Source organism: Bacillus sp. FSL K6-3312 (assembly GCF_038007485.1).
GTDB classification, from domain to species: Bacteria; Bacillota; Bacilli; order Bacillales; family Bacillaceae; genus Bacillus; species Bacillus pumilus.
On the sequence record NZ_JBBOXI010000001.1, the window covers coordinates 2,140,553 to 2,159,461 of the forward strand.

Genomic DNA, 18,909 nt, shown 5'->3' on the forward strand with positions numbered 1-18,909 from the left:
AAAGGAGATTTGCTTTTTGCGTCACCGTCTTTTTGAAACGGCAATATATAAGGCAGGTACGATTAATAGTGTCAAAATTGTTGAGAAAAAGACACCCGATACAATGCAGATGGCCAGCGGCTTAAAAAGCGGATCATTACTTAGTGCTACAGGCATAAGGGCGACAAGTGCTGTAAATGCTGTCAGCAAAATAGGTCTAATCCTTGCTCTTCCCGCTTCAATGACAGCTGTCTGTTGATCGAATCCCTGCTTACGCCGCTGCTCAATAAATTCGAACAAGACAACCGCATTTCGGACCACGATACCAGCTAATGAGACAATTCCCATTGTTGCCATAAAGCTGAACGGCGTTTGGGTGACAAACAGTCCGATAACAGCTCCAGATATCGCTAAGTAAACCGTTCCTAGAACTAATAGTGGAAGCATCAATGAATTGAACTGGAAAGCGATGGTCACATAAATGAGCAGCAAGACAACTCCAAATAAGAGACTAATTTCAATAAAGAACTGGGATTGATCTTCATTTTCTCCGCCTTGAGAAATGGCTAAATCCCTCGCTTCATTCGTTTTTCCTACTTGATCGACGACTTCTTTCATGTCGTCTTTAAACGACTCTGACGTGCCAGGGTACGCCTTCAGCGTAATGGTCGGAATTCCATTATCATGTGGAATGCTTTCGTACTGCTCTGTTTCTTTTTCTTTTACATATCGGCTAAGTGGCTCGAGTGAAGGCATACCGCCTTCATTTGAATTGACAGGCACTTTTATTTCTTTTAGCTTTAATCCATTTTGATGTGTACCTACATCCTGTCTGACCACTAAGTCGATATCTTTTGTTCCTTGTTTAAAGCTACCTAATGGCATGCCTTCAGTCACAAGACCGAGCTGTCTGCTGACAAACTGAGCGCTGAGACCATCTTCTGCCATTCGGTCACGGTTTAGTTCGAAGGAGATCGTTTTTACTGGCTGATTGACATCGTCAGTGATCAAGCTTGCTCCTTTTTCTTTCATTTCACTTGTGAGCGTTTCTTTGACATCAATGAGCTTTGCAAAAGAGTCACCCGCAATGGTTACTGTCACAGGCGCACCAGTTGGCGGTCCTTGAACAATGGTTTTCATAAAGATATCAGCATCTTTAAATTTCTTACGCAATGGCTCTGTCATACGATCTATTAATTGTTTACTCGTCATCTGATCATTGTCTACTCTCACGACAACCTGACCAGTATGATCACTTGCATTTGAAATACTTTCATTAAACAGGTTCGGTACACCGCCGCCTGCAAAGATCGCCGTTTCTTCAATGCCTTTCTGCTGTTTCATCTCTTGTTCTATTTTCTCTAATGTTTCATTTGTTTTGTCTAATGTTGTTTCACTTGGAAGTGTGACAGTGACAACCACTTCTTTCTTATTCGCTGCAGGGAAAAATTCAAATGGTGTGACGAAAATCAGTAAAAAGGCAAGCGTTGCAACAAGCAAACCACTTAAGCCAATAAGCAGCGGACGCTTCACAATGTTCGTCAGCACACGGTCTGCATAAAAATCAGCTAATTTTTTTAACGGTTTGCCTAGGAATCCTGGCTCTTTTTGAATTTTCTTGTTCTGTCTTTTTCGGTTCACGGTATATTGATAGACTGGCACTAGTGTCAGAGAAATCACCATAGACGCAAGTACAGTCGTTACGAGAACAGACGGTAATGCTCGTATAAATGAACCGTTTGCACCTGATAGGAAAACAAGTGGCAAGAAAGCAAACACAACCGCTAGTGTTGATGTCAAAATAGACCCTGCAACTTCTTTGACCCCTGCAATCGTTCCTTTCAGCGGACTTTCATATTTTTTCATCTGTCTTAATATATTATCGTTGACGACAATGGCATCATCGACAAGTATTCCTAGGGCAATGATAAAGCCGATAATCGAAATCTGATTGAGGTCCACTTGTAAAAATGGCAGCGGAATCGTTCCGATTGTGATTGATAATGGGATGGCAAGTGAAACGATAAACGCACCGCCAATGGTAAGACCAAGTGTGGTGACAACAATAACAGCGATGACCGCAACAATGGCTTCTTTTATCAAATCATTAAAAATGGCATCCACTTCACTTTTTTGTGAATAGTAGTTTACCCACTCGACACCACTTGGAAGCTGCTTCTCTTTCTCAATAACATCACTGACTTTGTCATACATTTTAGGGATATCAAGCCCTGGTTTGATATTGACTGTAAATGAATAGGCGGGCTTTCCGTTATACGACACAATGTCACTTTTCTCTTTTTCTACTTCTTTTAAAATGCCAAGCTGACTGATTGTGACCGGTTCACGGTTCGTTTTGGAGAAAAGCTCAAGCTTTTTCACTTGATCCAAACGGTCGTAGGTATTGATGGACAGCTTGACCTTCTCGCCGCCTGTCCGAATGTCGCCTAGTGGAGATGTATCAAATTCCTGATTGATGGCATTTGTGACATCCGTTACATTTAACCCTTCATCCTCCAGTTTGCTTGAATCTAAGTTTAATACCGCTTGCTTATCATTGAATCCTTTGATGACGACACTGTCTACCCCTTTGATGTCCTCAACCTTTTCCTTCAACGCACGCAGCGATTCCTGACTTTTTGCTAAGCCTGCTGATTGACTTGCCACAACCATATAAGAACCAACCGGCACGTTGCCAAACTCATCCTTTACATCAGGCTCCATCACTCCGTCAGGAAAGGACGACGCAGCACTTGTGGTTTCGTTCTTAATTTGACTTGCCACCTTTTGAAAATCGGCTTGATCATCAATTTCAAGCACAATATTTGAAAACCCAATGGCAGAAACAGAGCTCGTTTTCTCTACACCATTGATATCAGATATGGCTGATTCGAGCTTATTGGTTACATCACTTTCCACCTGTTTTGCATCCGCACCCGGAAACACGGTGGAAATTGTGACAATATTCGCTTGGAATTCTGGCAGTTCTCGCTTAGGAAGCTGCGTAAATAAATAGCCGCCAGCAATGAGAACAATAAAAAATAAAATAAAAACAAGCTTTCCTCTTTTCAAAAAAGCTTCAACCATTATTTCACCTACTTAAATATTTATTTTTGATGAAGTATTTTTAACTTAATCTTAATTTATCATCATGGTGAAAAAATGCAAGCTCTAATATGTCATTTTTATCTATTTCATGAACTGAATATGTTATATAAGAAATGTATAGTGGTAAACAAAAACAACCTGCTTACATGATGTAAGCAGGTTGAAAATAATAAAATTAGAATTATCGTGGCTCAATAATCAATTTGATGGCTGTTCTTTCTTCTCCATCGATAAGAATGTCAGTAAAGGCTGGAATGCATATCAAATCCACTCCGCTTGGTGCAACAAATCCCCTTGCTATGGCTACAGCCTTGACCGCCTGATTCAGCGCTCCAGCGCCGATTGCTTGTATTTCCGCTGCACCGCGTTCACGTAAAACGCCTGCTAATGCTCCTGCTACTGAATTCGGATTTGACTTTGCTGAAACTTTTAAAATTTCCATTTCTGCTCCCCCTTAAATTTACAATGGATAAGTGAGTGTTCATTAGAACAATCTTTGTTAGATGATGCTATTTTTTGAAAATCCATCCCCAAAATGTTTTTCAAAAATAGCAGGCTACCTACCATTTTTACTATATTCACGATAGAGGGCGCATATTCCTTCTTTCTGATTAATATTTTTCTGAAATAAATATGTGAACATTTATTCAAAGAAAATATGGTCATCATTTATCAAAATTCGATCAATTTTGACAGCTTTTTTCGACTGTTCGTCAATTTCTACGATCACTGCACTTAATGTCGTGCGGCCTTCTGCAATTTCAAAACGGACTGGAAGACTTGTTTTGAATCGTTTAATAATCGTCTCCCGATCAACACCTAAAATGCCATCATAAGGTCCTGTCATTCCCACATCTGAAATATACGCAGTTCCTTTTGGCAAAACGCGGTTATCTGCTGTTTGAACATGTGTATGCGTTCCAACGACACATGATGCACGACCGTCTGTATACCAGCCCATCGCTAGCTTTTCACTTGTGGCTTCACCATGAAAATCAATAAAAATAAACGGTGTACGTTTGGATGCTTCCGCAATTAACTCGTCTACTTTTTGAAATGGGCAGTCAAGTGGTGGTAAAAAAGTACGTCCTTGCAGGTTGATGACGGCTAATTCTTTCCCTTGTTTTTTTATAAACGTCAAACCTTTACCAGGTGTGCCTTCTGGGAAGTTCGCCGGACGAACCATGTTGGCTGCGTCATCGATGAAATCAAAAATGTCTCTTTTATCCCAAGTATGGTTACCCATTGTGAGCACGTCAGCTCCTGCTTGCAGCAGTTCATGATAGATTTTTTCAGTTATCCCTTTTCCATGAGCAGCATTTTCTCCGTTGACAATGGTAAAGTGGGGCTGATATTTCTTCTTTAGCTTTGGTAAGTATTCTTTCAGTGTGTCTCGTCCAGGTGAACCGACAATATCTCCAACAAATAATATTTTCATGCGCTTTGAACCCTTTCTCTTATAAATTGACTTCTTATCAGTGTTGCATATTTACACAAAAAAATAAAGCGGCGCTAAGCGCACCGCTCTATTTTGCATACTCTACTGCGCGAGTTTCTCGAATGACCGTCACTTTAATGTGACCAGGGTAATCGAGCTCGTCCTCAATCCGCTTACGAATATCCCTTGCTAGACGGTGAGCTTCAAGATCATTAATTGAATCTGGCTTCACCATAATACGGACTTCACGTCCAGCCTGTATCGCAAACGATTTTTCAACACCTTCATAAGATTCAGAGATATCTTCTAATTTCTCAAGTCTCCGAATGTAATTTTCAAGCGTCTCACTTCTTGCACCAGGGCGTGCTGCAGATAATGCATCTGCTGCCGCAACAAGAACAGCGATAATAGATGTCGGTTCTTGGTCACCGTGGTGAGAGGCAATACTGTTGATGACAACAGGATGCTCTTTATATTTCGTCGCAAGCTCAACGCCAATTTCTACGTGGCTTCCTTCTACTTCATGATCAATGGCTTTTCCAATGTCATGCAGAAGACCTGCTCGTTTTGCAAGCTTTGCATCTTCTCCAAGCTCTGAAGCCATGAGACCTGCAAGATGTGCAACCTCAATTGAATGCTTCAGGACATTTTGTCCATAACTTGTACGGAATTTTAAGCGACCGAGAATTTTGATGAGATCCGGATGCAGACCGTGAACTCCGACTTCGAATGTCGTTTGCTCACCCATCTCACGGATATAATCATCGACTTCACGGCGTGATTTTTCCACCATTTCTTCAATTCGTGCAGGATGAATGCGGCCATCCTGGACTAGCTTGTCCAGAGCTATCCTCGCTGTTTCACGTCTAATCGGATCAAAGCCCGATAGGATAACAGCTTCAGGTGTATCATCTATGATCAAGTCAATACCTGTTAACGTTTCTAACGTACGGATATTTCGTCCTTCACGTCCGATAATACGACCTTTCATCTCATCATTTGGAAGATTGACTACAGATACCGTCGTTTCAGCTACATGATCAGCTGCACAACGCTGTAACGCAAGTGAAAGAATGTTTTTCGCCTTTTTATCAGCCTCTTCTTTCGCTCGGTTTTCAGATTCTTTCGTCATGACTGCAATGTCGTGGGAAAGCTCATTTTCAACTTGATCCAGAATGATTTGTTTCGCTTCATCTCGAGTTAAACTTGAAATACGTTCCAACTCGGCTTTCTGCAAACGAATCATATCATCCACTTTGCTTTCCATCTCTTCAATATGTTGTTGTCGTTCATTCAGAGAATGATCTCTCTTCTCCAACAGGGACTCCCGTTTATCTAAAGATTCGTCTTTGCGATCAAGATTTTCCTCTTTTTGAAGTAAACGGTTTTCTTGTCTTTGAAGCTCATTACGTCTTTCACGAACTTCTTGCTCTGCCTCTACACGAAACGAATGAATTTCATCTTTCGCTTCCAAGAGCGCTTCTTTCTTCAATGCTTCCGCATCACGCTTTGCATCCTCAACAATTTGTTCGGCCATGTTTCTTGCGCCGGATATTTTTGCTTCTGCAATGGTTTTACGAACAAAGTAGCCAACAACTAAACAGATTAGGCTCAGCAAAATGGAGATGATCGTAAACATCGTAGGCGACATATTTTCACCTCCTCTTGCTATGAACTTGGTTTTACAAATAAAGTGTCGGCATGTACATTGTTTTGTGTCTCAACATACAGGGCCTTCACAGGGAATGAGATCCTCACTGCCCTTGTCAAGTTTAAATTAGTTATCAATCATGTTAAGAAAAACAAGTGATACATTTCCATTGTAATTGTGTCGGAAATACTTGTCAAGCTAGTCAGACTGAGGCGTAAGTCGTTATTTCAAGCAAAGACAGAACTTTTGACCTGCTAGCTGTCATGTAAATGTAAAAAAAAGACGCTTTTCAGCGTCTTTTAGTCTTTAAATTTCCAATTCCTCTTGACCTTCTTCTTCAGCTGCTTTCACTCCGTTTGTATCCAAACCGTAGTGCTCTCTAATTTGTTCTTGAATCATGAGAAGGATATCTTTGTTTTCTTTAAGGAACTGTTTCGCATTTTCACGGCCTTGTCCAAGACGTTCCTCTTGGTAAGAATACCAAGCACCGCTCTTTTGTACGATATCTAATTCGCTTCCAAGGTCGATGATTTCGCCCTCTTTTGAGATTCCTTCACCGTACATAATGTCTACTTCTGCAATACGGAATGGCGGTGCTACTTTGTTTTTCACCACTTTAATTCTCGTTTTATTCCCCATAATGTCATTGCCCTGCTTCAGCTGTTCAGCACGGCGCACTTCTAAACGAACAGATGAATAGAACTTCAGCGCACGTCCACCTGGCGTTGTTTCAGGGTTACCGAACATGACCCCAACTTTTTCACGAATTTGGTTAATAAAGATGGCAATGGTTTTTGATTTATTAATGGCACCAGATAGTTTACGAAGTGCTTGGGACATCAAGCGTGCTTGTAGACCAACGTGTGAATCACCCATGTCTCCTTCAATCTCTGCTTTTGGTACAAGAGCAGCTACTGAGTCAATAACAACAATATCAACTGCCCCGCTGCGGACAAGAGCTTCTGCAATTTCAAGTGCTTGTTCTCCTGTATCAGGCTGAGAAAGTAACAGCTCATCAATATTGACACCTAGTTTTTGAGCGTAGACTGGATCGAGCGCATGCTCTGCATCAATAAATGCAGCTTGTCCTCCCTGCTGCTGAACCTCAGCAATGGCATGAAGTGCTACTGTCGTTTTACCAGAACTCTCTGGACCATATACTTCAATAATACGGCCGCGAGGATATCCACCTATTCCTAGTGCAGTATCAAGTGCTAACGAACCACTCGGTACTGTTGAAATACGTGTATCTGTTCGCTCTCCTAGTTTCATAATAGAGCCTTTACCAAACTGTTTTTCTATTTGTTTAAGAGCCATATCTAAGGCTGCTTGACGATCACTCATTCTATTGTTTCCTCCTTTATCAATTCCACTATCTATACTATACCTTGTTTCACGTCATTTGCCAAGAAAAAAACGAACACATATTCGATTTTTTTCTTGGCAGATTTTTAAGAAAAGAGTGATTTCTATTAGAAAAAACACTCTTTTATAAAGGAGTAAACCTAACAAAAAACAAAATTAACTCTCTTTTAATAAATTGAGCAAGTGATGCAGTCCGTATTTCACAGCGCGCTTTCGAATACCCGACCGGCTTCCTGTAAACATCCATTCAAACACGTCTGTGTGGTCTTTCGTAGATAGCCCGATAAACACTTTTCCGACAGGCTGTCCCTCATGGGTATCAGGGCCCGCTACACCCGTAAAGCTAATGCCAATATCACTTCCCGTAAGCTTTCTAGCACCTTCAGCAAGCTCTAAAGCACACTCTTTGCTAACAGCACCATGAGAAGACAATGTTTCCTCCCGGCAGCCAAGCACCTGCTGTTTGACTTGGTTTGTATAACAAACGATACTGCCGCTTAAAATCGACGATGCACCTTCAAGGTCTGTCAGCCATTCAGAAAACATTCCGCCTGTCAGGCTCTCAGCCGCTGCCACTGTTTTCCCGTGTTCGTGCAGGGCCTTGGAAGCTTCACGGACAAGTGATGTATCACCATACCCGTAGAAGTACTCTCCTACACGCGCTAAAATTTTCGCTTCCGTTTCTTTTAACAGACGCTCCGTTTCTTTTTCATCCTCATGCTTAGCCGTGAGCCTAAGTGTCACTTCACCGTCAGATGCGAGAGGTGCAATCGTTGGGTTGGTTTGAGCATCAATTAAATCTTCTAGGTCTGTTTCAAGCTGTGATTCACCGATTCCGAAAAAGCGGAGAACAACAGACACGATTTTTTCCTTTAAGTCCAGTTTCTCAGATATCAGCGGCTTCGCCTCGTTCTCAAACATTGGATGCAGTTCACTTGGTGGTCCAGGAAGCAGCATATAAAACGTATCGTCTTCTTGAATAAACATACCTGGGGCCATCCCAAACCGGTTCACGAGCACATCAGATCCTTCTAGAACGAGTGCCTGCTTCCGGTTATTCGGTGACATGTCTCGTCCAGTCTTTCGAAAGTATTCTTGAATGGATTCAAATGCTTCTTCATTTAGCACGAGCTCTTTTCCAAGTGTACTCGCGATGGTTTCTTTTGTTAAATCATCTTTCGTTGGTCCAAGACCACCTGAGAAGATAATAAAATTCGATCTTTCCTGCGCCACTTGAATGGCCCTTTTTAAACGCTCTGGATTGTCACCAACTGCTGTATGGTAATACACATTCACACCAATTTCAGCTAGCTGTTTGCTGATGAATTGTGCATTCGTATTCGTAATTTGCCCTAGCAAAAGTTCGGAACCGACTGCAATAATTTCTGCTTTTCTCTCTGACTTCAAAGCGTACACGTCCTTTTTAGTTAGCATTCTTTAAAGATTCCCAGTTTTTCACAAAGTAATCCCAGCCTGACACAACAGTGAAGAACACTGCTACCCACATCGCAAGGTCACCAAACGGGAATGATACAAGTTCGAACGGCAGGTTATGCAATAGAAGAGCTGAAATCGCAATGATTTGCGCCCATGTTTTCACTTTTCCAAGCATATTAGCCGCTACCACTTCACCGCCTCCGGCTAGTACAAGTCTTAGACCAGTTACAGCAAATTCACGGCTAATGATCACAATCGCCATCCATGCCGGCGTGAGGTTGTACTGAACAAGTATAATTAAAGCAGCTGAAACAAGCAATTTATCTGCAAGCGGATCTAAAAATTTACCAAAATTCGTCACTAAGTTCAGTTTACGCGCATAGTACCCATCAATCCAGTCCGTTGTCGAAGCAACAATAAACAGGATTGCTCCAACAAGATGCGTCACTTCGATGCTGACGTGACCAAAACGTGCAACGCCCCAATCTAAAGGTGCAAGCATAATAATCATAAAAACAGGGATCAAGGCGATCCTAGAAAGAGTTATTTTATTCGGTAAGTTAAACATGAATTTCAATCCTCCAATAAGCCATTTTTTTATGTATATATAATAGTAGGAACAAAAGAAAAGTCATCTACTTGCTTAAGATGACTTTTCCTTTCCTTTATTCACAATCACAATGTTTTGTGTCATGGTGTTCTTAGGGTCTAATTCGTACTTAAGTGTCTCGTCATTCACCTTAATATCAATTCCAGTCGCATTGCCTAGACGGATATCGACCTGAGAGAGCTCAGACAGGTCTGTTTTAAACGATTCACCATCTTTTAGTTCACCCATTTTCAGCACTTTTCCAGATTCGTCTCTGACGCGCAGCCAAGAAGCTTTTGTAGCAGAAATGGTTAACTCCATCTCATCTGCGCCTGACACTTCATACGTTGTCGTTGAGCCTTCTGTATTCGCTGCCTTCAACGAGACCGTTTCATCGTCTTTGGATGAATCCTTTGATGAGTCATCTTTTTTAGATGATTTTTCTTGATCATCTGACGAAGCTTTTTCTTTTTTCTTTTGATCCTTTGCAAGAGATGAATCCTCAGATACTTCATACTTAGATTCTGACTGCTGAGGAGCCGTCTGGTTGTTCTTCTGTCCACTATCATGATTGACCGCCTGCACGATGACATAAATGATCGCGATGACCACAAGGACGCCTCCAATAATCAAAATGGTCGGCAGCAGCTCAAGCACCTTCGAGGCAGGCTTAGGCAGCTCTCTTTGCGGCTTTATATTTGATAATTTATCAGATACTTCATCGTTATACGTGCTCGGCACATCTTTACGAAATTCTTCGAACAATTGTTCAGGATTTAGTCCAACGGCTTCGGCATATTGTTTAATAAACGCTCTGACGTAAAATTTTCCTGGAATAATATCATAGTTTCCTTGTTCGATTGCTAGCAAGTAGCGCTTTTGGATTTTGGTCACCGTCTGAAGATCCTCCAGCGACATCCCTTTTTCCTCTCTGGCCTCAATGAGCCGTTTTCCCAATTCAGTCAAAACAAACACCTACCATTACCATATTAAAAATCGAAGCCAGAAAAACCAGAATGATCAAACACTTGTGGTTCTTCAGCGTGCTCATATGTAATCTCTTCGTCTGCACTATTACGCAATTCAATGATATAGTCGAAATCATCCATTGTATATTCTGAATTTTGAATAAAGATGTCTGGATGCTCAACTACTTTTGTTGCCGGCAGTCTCATAATTTCTCTTAAAAGCTGCAAGTGCTTCTCAGAACCTCTTCGCGTCGACACAATTCCATCAATAATAAAGACGTTATCTGGGCTGTATTCATCCGCAATCAGCTGGCTTCGGATCGTCTGTTTCAAAAGAGTGGACGATACAAAAAGCCATCTCTTGCTGGCACATACACTTGAAGCCACAATTGATTCTGTTTTTCCGACACGCGGCATCCCGCGAATCCCAATCAATTTATGTCCTTCTTTTTTAAATAGTTCAGCCATAAAATCAACAAGAAGACCAAGCTCGTCCCTTTCAAATCGGAACGTCTTTTTGTCATCTGCATCACGCTGAATATATCTGCCGTGACGAACCGCTAAGCGGTCACGAAGTTTTGGCTGTCTTAATTTCGTTACTTTTATCGTTTCCATTGTATTTAAAATTGATTCAAGGCGCTTAATTTGATCTGTATGGTCACAGCGCAGAAGCATTCCGCGTCTTGATACATCAACACCATTAATTGTCACAATATTAATTGAAAGCATCCCCATTAGAGATGAAATGTCTCCTAAAAGTCCGGGACGGTTTACCTGTATCTCATATTCAAAATACCATTCGAGCTTTGCCAAATGATATTACCCCCTTCATTGTGGCAAATTTTTACCTTCCTATATCATAAAGCATTTTCACATTTTTAGAAAGCACAATGTTGTGAAACAGTTAAAATAAAAAGAGAGGCACAAACGACCCCTCTTTTTGTTTAGTGCGAGCTATTATTTTCAACCAGTTTGACCATCATATTGGCAATTGCACGCTGCTCATCTTCTGATGCAACGCTCCAAAGGTCAGCAAGTACTCTTTCTTGCTCGTTCTTTGCTTCAACTTCGTTAGCTAAATATCCGCCAATTTCATACGCAAGGTTATTGATGGTATCATCTTTTAAGCCTTTATCCTGCGCATGATTTAAACGGTCACCTAAAAAGTTTTTCCAATGGTCCCAGTTCTCAAGTACTGACATGTCGATTCCTCCATTCGAAAAGATGAATTACAGCCATAGCTTTTGTCATGGAGAGACGAATTATACACGTTTTTTAACAGTACCAGCCGCCATTAACGGATAAAATTTGACCTGTCATATAACTTGACTGCTTTGAGGCGAGAAACCAAATGACATCAGCAATCTCCTCAGGTGATGCAAGCCGGCCAAGCGGGATTTCTTCCTCCAGCATTTCAATATCTTCTTGTGTGAAGCTTTTCATCATGTGTGTATGGACAGCACCTGGTGAAACAGCATTTGCTCTAATTCCACTTGGGGCAAGCTCTTTCGCCAGACCTTTAATAAACGCATTTTGCGCCCCCTTCACCATGCTGTACAGCACTTCACACGATGCACCTGTTTCACCCCATATCGAGCTTATCGCAACGATATGACCTATTTTTTTTTGAATCATGGCTGGCAATAGGTGCTGGGTGAGCTCATATGGACTTGTCACATGAAGCTGCACCATACTGGCTAATACGTCTTTTTCTGTATCTGTCACTAATCCGACATGACTCTTACCGCTATTTAATACAAGAATATCTGGACATACAGGCAGACGGCTGACGAGCTCATCTGCACCGCCCATTTTGGCTAAATCCGCTTGAACGACATGCGTCTGAATATGACATGTTTCTTCCAGCTCAGCGGCAAGCTGCACGGCTGTCTGTTCATTTTTGTGATAATGGAGTATCACATGGCAGCCTTCCTGGGCGAGCTTTTTTGCCGCAGCCTGCCCAATCCCGCCACTGGCACCTGTTATCAGCGCCCATCGACTCATCACATGGATTCCTACTTTCTATTTGAAATATCTATTCTTTTCGTTTAAATGGGAACCAGTTCGCTGATCCGAACAATTTCACCATCACAGGTACGAACAATGGTAGCACAACGAGTGCGTACAGCAAAAGTCCTGTGAGAACAAGTGTTGCAATCTGCAGGAGAGACAGCACTCCTGAAGGAAGCATGGCTGCAAATGTTCCTGCCAAAATAACAGCAGCAGACATAATGACAGAGCCCATATTCTTCATTGATTCGGTCATCGCAAACTGAATGTCTTTTGTTTTGTATTCATTGAACCTCTCCATTAAGAAAATCGAATAATCGACTCCAAGCGCCATTAATATCACAAATCCAAAGAATGGAACCGCCCAGTTAATGCCCGGATATCCGAAGAAATGAGTGAAAATAAATTCTGTCATTCCGATAGCTGTAAAGTAAGTCAAAATAAGTGAACCTACTAAGTACAGCGGCATCACAAGCGAACGGAACAGGATCACCAAGATGAGGAAAATACCGATCATCATGTAAAGAACCGTCTTATTGAAATCTTGGTCTGACAGCTGTTTTAAATCAGCATTCATACTTGATACACCTGAAACACCAAATGATGCATCTTTTAAATTTGTTTCAGGAAGTGCCCGCTCGACAGAAGCTTCTACTTGTTTGATCGTCGACAGGGCTTCATTGCCATATGGATTTTTTTCTAAAATGACATCAATCTTTGTCATCTCGCGGTCATCCGACATGTATGAATCAAATACTTGCTTGAATGCTTTGTTTTTCAGCACGTCTTTTGGGATAAACCAGCCGGCCATGTCTTGATCTGGTGCATTTTTCAGTTCGTCTAAGTAGTCACCTGCACCCATTAGTCCGCTTGAAATTTTCTCCAAGCCATCGACGCTTTTGTTCAGCCCGTCTGTCAGCTTGGTCAGGTCATCACCGAAGCCGCCAATCTTTTCTTTCATTTGTTTTTGACCATCAATCACTTGCCCGGCACCATTTGCAAGCTTTGGCATATTATCAGCTAATTGCCCTTGACCTTTAGACGTTTTATCCAATCCAGTTTCAATTGCATCTAAGCCAGCAATGAGCTCATCGATTTGACTCGTCAAAACTTTTTGCTGCTGTGAAGCTTTTGCGATAAAGGCATCTGCTGCTTCAAGCTGTTTTCTAGCTTCTTTCGCTTGTTTGGCATAGCTGTCTGCCTGTTTCGCCCCTTCTTGCAAGGTCGTAGAAAGTTCATTATATGAAGCTTTGATGGCTTGATACGATTGATTTTCTTTCACCTGCGGAATTTGTTTTTCAAGTGTACTAAACTGTTTATTTGCTTGTGTGATTAATGCTTTTACATCCGCTGCGGCAGAGGATGACGTATCCACCTGCGCCAATGCTGCCTTTAATTCTTTGGAAATGCTTTTATACAGCGACACTTGCTGATTCACTTGTGCGACTTGGGCCGTTAATTCTTTTTTCGCACCTTTAATTTTTTCTTTAATCTGTGCAACACCGTTTTTGTTTTGATCGATTCCGCTTTGTAAATCTCTTAACGATTTTTCGACGTTTTGAATGCCTGTTTGCACTGATTCTGTACCAGAAATCAATTTGTTAATGCCTTTTCCAGATGATTTGATTTGCGGCGTTTGATCCTCAATGGATTGACTCATTGTCGTCAGTGCATCTTGGATTTTTTTTAAGCCTTCATTACTTTTATCAAGTCCGGTATTCAGTTCTTTGGCTTGTGATTTCACGTATAAATCACTTAGCCCTTTACCGACAGGACGTGTCGCACTTCTCACTTTACTTACGCCATCTGTTTGTTCAATTGCACGGCTGAGTTTTTCAACAGCAATCAGCCCTTTATTGTTGTCTAACAGATCAGCTGATTTCACAACAATCGTTGCAGGTAGAGCTTCTCCTGGTCCAAATTTGTCAGAAATCGTATTGAATGCATTGACTGATTCATATTTATTACCGATTTCATCTAAGCTGTTATAAGAAAGCGTTCCTTTATACATGAGAATGGGCGGAAGCGTAATGATTCCTACGATTAATAAACTAAAAAGTGGTTTTTTAAATGAAAAGCGACCTGCTGTTTCCCACATTTTTGACTGCGGATGAGCAATATCACCTTTAATCGGCCAAAATAGCACTTTTCCTAAAACCGCCATAAAGAATGGCACAATCGTGAGAAGCGCCACAATGAGCACAGCGACACCAACTGCTACTGCAACAGCTGATTTATAGAGCTGGAATTGCGCCAGCCCAATACATGTAAAACCGATGAGCACAGCAATTCCGCTGAATAAAACAGTCTTTCCTGCTGTTTTATACGTAATGAGAATCGCCTCAATTTTATCTTTACCGTGTGCGATTTCTTCTTTAAAGCGGCTGAGAAGTAGAATGCAGTAGTCCGTTCCTATTCCAAACATGATCGCGACCATGAAGATTTGGGTAAAGGTCGAGAGCGGGAAGTCGAGATATTTAACTAAATAAGCCACGATGGATTGACTCACCAAGTAAGACAAAGCTACTGCGACTAATGGAACGAAAGGCGCCACAGCTGATCTAAAGACAAGGACAAGAACGATGAGAATAAACCCAATCGTAATGAACTCTGTTTTCTTCAGACCTTCTTGCGAGCTTGTGATCACGTCATCATCAATTAACGGCTGTCCTGTCATTTCATATGTCAGATTTAAGCTCTTTAGCTTTTCATTGACTCTTTCTTTAAAATCGGAAGCTTTGATTTTGTTTGAGTCATATGTAACTGGAACAAGGAGCGTCGTGCGATCTTTAGAAAGCATCTGCTTTTTGATATCTTTATTGGCGTCAAAATAAGAAGTGATATCCTCTACATGTAGATCTTGGTCCTTTTCTAAAATCTCCATTGCCTTTTTTAAAGATGTTTCTCTTTCTTTGACGATGTTCTTTTCTTGAAAGACAATGACAATTGATTTTTCTGTATCACCGTTTTCAGACATTTTCTTTAATAACTGATTTGCATATGAGGACGGATAGCCGTCTGGTACTGAAATTTGCCCTTTTTCTTTTGTTAATTGCGCCATATTAGGAGCGGTGATGAGTAACACTGCCGCTAATACGATCCATAAAATCGTGATCAGCCATCTACCCTTTATGATTGCTCTCATTAGTACTTTGTGCCTCCTCTTCGATGATTACTTGATAGATCTTTTCATATGTTTGAATAAATGATTCCATTTCTTTTTCTTCCAGCTTTTCGAAATAAGATCGAACAAGACCCTGAAGCTGTTTTTCCATTCGGCTGACCACATCTTTGCCCTCTGGAGTTACGTACAGATGCACATTTCTTCTATCGGCTTGATCGTGCTCACGAACAATGTAGTTCTTTGTGAATAGACGGTTTGTCATTGATGTCACAGCACTTTTATTCACATTACATACATTAGCTAGGTCTGTTGATGTACACCCTGGATGTAAATTGATGTATCGAAGCGAGTAATACTGATCAAGTGTCAGCTCTTTATCAAGCTTTTCTGTGATCATACTCGATACTTTTTTCTCCAACATGAGATAGACGTCTGCATACCTCTGAATGAGCTGTGCAATTTTTTTTTGTTCCATACGCTGCTCCTTTTTAGTTTAAGTGTTTAACTATTAAAGAGTTTAACTAATAACCAAAACAATTGTCAATCATTATCTTCACAAAGCAAACGCTCGCTTCAATTGAACATAAAAAAGACAAACTCTTTTGACTTGAGTTTGTCTTTTTTTATTTATTTTGTTTTCGGGACTACTTTGAAAACAGACATCCGCTCTTCATCGATTTCTTCCTCTAATATCTGCTGAATATCTGTTAATTGAATTTGCTCAAGCACTGGCACGACATCAAATAAACTCATTTCTAAGAACGCATATCGAGTGAATTGATTCGCAATGTATTCAGGAGAGTTCATGGCTTTTAAAAAGCTGCCGATTTTCTTCCTACGCGCGAGCTCAATTTTCTCTTCTGAGATCAAGTTCTTTGCTTGAAGAAGGGTTTCTTTTAATACTTTTGCCAGTTGATCAGGATCATTTGTGTCTCCGCCAACTGACGTGAAGCCAAAGCCGCCTTCTTCCGTATAATCGTAGCTGAAGGTCTCATCAATTAAGCCTTTTTCATACATTTGTTCATATTGTAAGGAGCTTTTACCAAACAGCGTCTCTAAAATGAGATTCATTCCGAGTTCATGTTTTAGCAGTTCATCTCCTTTTTTATGAGGATTCTTAGTTTTCAAACCGAACATACATTTCGAGCCTTGTACGTTCATTGGAAGTTCGTATTCTTTTCGGTACACACCTTCAGGCTCATTGATGTCTTTTCGTTTGATCTCTGGCTGGTCTGTAAATGGCTTTTTCGCCTGATTCGCTCGAACTTGGTCTAATATTTGCTTCGGGTCAACGGGACCGACAACAAATAGAAGCATATTACTCGGGTGATAGAACGTTTCATAGCATTCATACAAATGATCTTTTGTAATCGGAGCAATACTTTCTACAGTTCCAGCTATATCAATTCTCACAGGGTGCTCTTGATATAGATTTTCAATCAGACCGAAGAATAAACGCCAGTCCGGATTGTCATCATACATGTTAATCTCTTGACCAATGATGCCCTTTTCTTTTTCGACCGTTTTTTCAGTAAAATAAGGTTCTTGAACAAAATCAATGAGTGTCTCAAGATTTTGTTCGACATTTGAGGTGCTTGAGAATAAGTAAGCTGTTCTCGTAAATGTCGTAAAAGCATTTGCGGATGCTCCTTGTTTACTAAATGTATGAAATACGTCTCCGTCTTCTTTTTCAAACAGTTTATGCTCTAAGAAATGGGCAATTCCGTCAGGCACTCGAATCATGTCTGCTTTGCCAAGCGGCACAAATTCGTTATCGACAGAGCCATATTTGGTTGTAAAAGTCGCATAGGTTTTGTTAAACCCTTGCTTTGGGAGCACATAGACGTCAAGTCCGCTCTCCATTTTTTCGTGATAGACCATTTCTTGCAGCTGGTCGAATTGAATTGTTTTCACTGTCATGAAGCACCCTCCGTTCCTTTAAGAAAATAGGTCGTATCCCATTCGATTTTCTGACCCACTTTGATGATATCCTCTTTTGTCACTCGGTCAAGTGCTTCTAAAAAGGAATCAAGTGTTTCCCCTGTTGGCACAACGGCATGCTGATACAGGTATTCCGCTGTCCCATAAGATGTATCGATCGTTTCAAGAAGCTGATTTTTGACGACAGCTTTTGTTTGGTCAATCGCTTCATCTGAAAAATCACCTTTTTGCATTGCTTCAAATTGTTCTTTAATGATGTCTACTGCCTGCTGATAGTTGCCGACTTCAATCCCTGACATGACCATCATCAAGCCTTTAAAGCTCTCAAGTCTAGACACAGCGTAGTACGCAAGACTTGCTTTTTCCCGAACATTGATGAATAGCTTCGAGTGCGAGAAGCCGCCGAATATACCATTAAACAAATGCAAAGCCGGATAATCGTCATCCGCAATCGTCGTATGCGTGCGAAAGCCGATATTCAGTTTGCCTTGCTTCACGTCTTCTTCGTCGATGACTTCTTTTGCTTCTCTTTGCGTGCTTGTTGATTCAGCGTGTTGTTTAACCGGTTCTCTATCACTTGTTTTGAAGTATTGAGAGACCATTCGGCTGATGTCTTGTTCTTCTACATCTCCCACAACATAAAGATCAAGCTGATTTGTTTGAAGCGCATGCTTATATGCTTCAAACAGCGATTGAGCTGTGATCGTTTCGATATCTTCCATTTCTCCATTGACGTGCAGTGCATACGGTTCACCTTTGCACATTTCCTGCACAAGCCTTAAGTTCGAGTAACGCATTTTATCATCATACACTGCTTGAATTCGCTGTTTTAAAGTGCGTTTTTCTTGATCTACATATAATTGACTAAACGCTCCATTTTCAACATACGGATGGAATAGTAGATCAGATAGTAAGGCGATCCCTTTTTCTAGTAAAGGGGTTTGATCCTTTAAATATTTCTCATTCGCCATTTCCAGGCGGAAGGTAATGATGTGATTCTCCCCTTTTTTCGCCATGTCTGCTGAAACCGTAGCACCATAAAGCTCATCAAAATAAGCACGCAATTCTCCTGTTTTCGGCATTTTCTCTGTTCCTCTTAACAGCACATGCGGGAAAAGTGAACGCATGGTGACGTCATCTTTCGATAGAGGCGCGAGCATTTTAAAAAGGATTGTGACCGTTTTAAATTTTTCTGTTTTGACAATATGAGTATGAAGACCAGGTGTGTCTAGTGTCTTCTCTTGTAAGTACGTCATGAGAAACCTCCTTTGTTCATCCTATTTATTATGTATTAGAACA

Annotated in this window: 15 protein-coding genes; all 15 read right to left on the reverse strand. The window is 41.0% G+C overall.

What is annotated here, in order from left to right:
* Positions 1-21: 21 nt before the first annotated feature.
* The gene (locus MHI11_RS11190) at positions 22-3,066 is read right to left on the reverse strand and encodes an efflux RND transporter permease subunit (protein WP_340961094.1); all 3,045 of its coding nucleotides are present in this window, start codon (positions 3,064-3,066) and stop codon (positions 22-24) included.
* A 202-nt stretch (positions 3,067-3,268) separates the two neighbouring features.
* Positions 3,269-3,529 carry a stage V sporulation protein SpoVS gene (gene spoVS / locus MHI11_RS11195; RefSeq protein WP_029281188.1) on the reverse strand — a complete coding sequence of 87 codons (261 nt, stop codon included), beginning with the start codon at positions 3,527-3,529 and terminating at the stop codon, positions 3,269-3,271.
* Positions 3,530-3,730: 201 nt separating this feature from the next.
* Positions 3,731-4,525 (reverse strand): TIGR00282 family metallophosphoesterase, encoded by a 795-nt coding sequence (locus MHI11_RS11200; RefSeq protein ID WP_003212177.1) that lies wholly within the window; start codon positions 4,523-4,525, stop codon positions 3,731-3,733.
* An 88-nt stretch (positions 4,526-4,613) separates the two neighbouring features.
* Complete coding sequence (gene rny / locus MHI11_RS11205; protein ID WP_003211958.1) at positions 4,614-6,176, reverse strand: ribonuclease Y; 1,563 nt, start codon at positions 6,174-6,176, stop codon at positions 4,614-4,616.
* A 306-nt stretch (positions 6,177-6,482) separates the two neighbouring features.
* On the reverse strand, positions 6,483-7,520 hold the full coding sequence (gene recA / locus MHI11_RS11210) for a recombinase RecA (protein ID WP_044141863.1): 1,038 nt from the start codon (positions 7,518-7,520) through the stop codon (positions 6,483-6,485).
* A gap of 177 nt (positions 7,521-7,697) precedes the next feature.
* Positions 7,698-8,948: a competence/damage-inducible protein A gene (locus MHI11_RS11215; RefSeq protein ID WP_044142093.1), complete on the reverse strand. Its 1,251-nt coding sequence runs from the start codon at positions 8,946-8,948 to the stop codon at positions 7,698-7,700.
* A 16-nt stretch (positions 8,949-8,964) separates the two neighbouring features.
* The gene (gene pgsA / locus MHI11_RS11220; protein WP_044141864.1) at positions 8,965-9,546 is read right to left on the reverse strand and encodes a CDP-diacylglycerol--glycerol-3-phosphate 3-phosphatidyltransferase; all 582 of its coding nucleotides are present in this window, start codon (positions 9,544-9,546) and stop codon (positions 8,965-8,967) included.
* A 75-nt stretch (positions 9,547-9,621) separates the two neighbouring features.
* Positions 9,622-10,533 (reverse strand): helix-turn-helix domain-containing protein, encoded by a 912-nt coding sequence (locus tag MHI11_RS11225; protein WP_003212257.1) that lies wholly within the window; start codon positions 10,531-10,533, stop codon positions 9,622-9,624.
* 23 nt (positions 10,534-10,556) lie between these two features.
* Entirely contained in the window at positions 10,557-11,348 is a 792-nt protein-coding gene (locus tag MHI11_RS11230; protein WP_003211480.1) for a DUF3388 domain-containing protein, read from the reverse strand.
* A gap of 131 nt (positions 11,349-11,479) precedes the next feature.
* Positions 11,480-11,737, reverse strand: a complete 258-nt coding sequence (locus tag MHI11_RS11235) for a DUF3243 domain-containing protein (RefSeq protein ID WP_003211590.1) — start codon at positions 11,735-11,737, stop codon at positions 11,480-11,482.
* Between the two features lie 73 nt (positions 11,738-11,810).
* Positions 11,811-12,539, reverse strand: a complete 729-nt coding sequence (gene ymfI / locus MHI11_RS11240) for an elongation factor P 5-aminopentanone reductase (RefSeq protein WP_340961095.1) — start codon at positions 12,537-12,539, stop codon at positions 11,811-11,813.
* A gap of 31 nt (positions 12,540-12,570) precedes the next feature.
* Positions 12,571-15,690 carry an MMPL family transporter gene (locus tag MHI11_RS11245; RefSeq protein ID WP_340961096.1) on the reverse strand — a complete coding sequence of 1,040 codons (3,120 nt, stop codon included), beginning with the start codon at positions 15,688-15,690 and terminating at the stop codon, positions 12,571-12,573.
* A complete protein-coding gene (locus MHI11_RS11250) occupies positions 15,668-16,144 on the reverse strand; it encodes a MarR family winged helix-turn-helix transcriptional regulator (RefSeq protein WP_044141867.1) in 477 nt (158 codons plus the stop codon). The genes MHI11_RS11245 and MHI11_RS11250 overlap by 23 nt, the downstream gene beginning before the upstream one ends.
* A 152-nt stretch (positions 16,145-16,296) precedes the next feature.
* Complete coding sequence (gene yfmH, locus MHI11_RS11255) at positions 16,297-17,589, reverse strand: EF-P 5-aminopentanol modification-associated protein YfmH (RefSeq protein WP_340961097.1); 1,293 nt, start codon at positions 17,587-17,589, stop codon at positions 16,297-16,299.
* Positions 17,586-18,866, reverse strand: coding sequence for an EF-P 5-aminopentanol modification-associated protein YfmF (yfmF, locus tag MHI11_RS11260; protein WP_044141869.1), 1,281 nt, complete (start codon positions 18,864-18,866; stop codon positions 17,586-17,588). Before yfmF ends, yfmH begins: the two co-directional genes overlap by 4 nt.
* Between the last annotated feature and the right edge of the window lie 43 nt (positions 18,867-18,909).

Coding starts and splice junctions, on each gene's coding strand:
- MHI11_RS11190 (WP_340961094.1), bottom strand. CDS start 3,066: ATGGTTGAAGCTTTTTTGAAAAGAGGAAAGCTTGTTTTTATTTTATTT.
- spoVS (WP_029281188.1), bottom strand. CDS start 3,529: ATGGAAATTTTAAAAGTTTCAGCAAAGTCAAATCCGAATTCAGTAGCA.
- MHI11_RS11200 (WP_003212177.1), bottom strand. CDS start 4,525: ATGAAAATATTATTTGTTGGAGATATTGTCGGTTCACCTGGACGAGAC.
- rny (WP_003211958.1), bottom strand. CDS start 6,176: ATGTCGCCTACGATGTTTACGATCATCTCCATTTTGCTGAGCCTAATC.
- recA (WP_044141863.1), bottom strand. CDS start 7,520: ATGAGTGATCGTCAAGCAGCCTTAGATATGGCTCTTAAACAAATAGAA.
- pgsA (WP_044141864.1), bottom strand. CDS start 9,546: ATGTTTAACTTACCGAATAAAATAACTCTTTCTAGGATCGCCTTGATC.
- MHI11_RS11235 (WP_003211590.1), bottom strand. CDS start 11,737: ATGTCAGTACTTGAGAACTGGGACCATTGGAAAAACTTTTTAGGTGAC.
- ymfI (WP_340961095.1), bottom strand. CDS start 12,539: ATGAGTCGATGGGCGCTGATAACAGGTGCCAGTGGCGGGATTGGGCAG.
- MHI11_RS11245 (WP_340961096.1), bottom strand. CDS start 15,690: ATGAGAGCAATCATAAAGGGTAGATGGCTGATCACGATTTTATGGATC.
- MHI11_RS11250 (WP_044141867.1), bottom strand. CDS start 16,144: ATGGAACAAAAAAAAATTGCACAGCTCATTCAGAGGTATGCAGACGTC.
- yfmH (WP_340961097.1), bottom strand. CDS start 17,589: ATGACAGTGAAAACAATTCAATTCGACCAGCTGCAAGAAATGGTCTAT.
- yfmF (WP_044141869.1), bottom strand. CDS start 18,866: ATGACGTACTTACAAGAGAAGACACTAGACACACCTGGTCTTCATACT.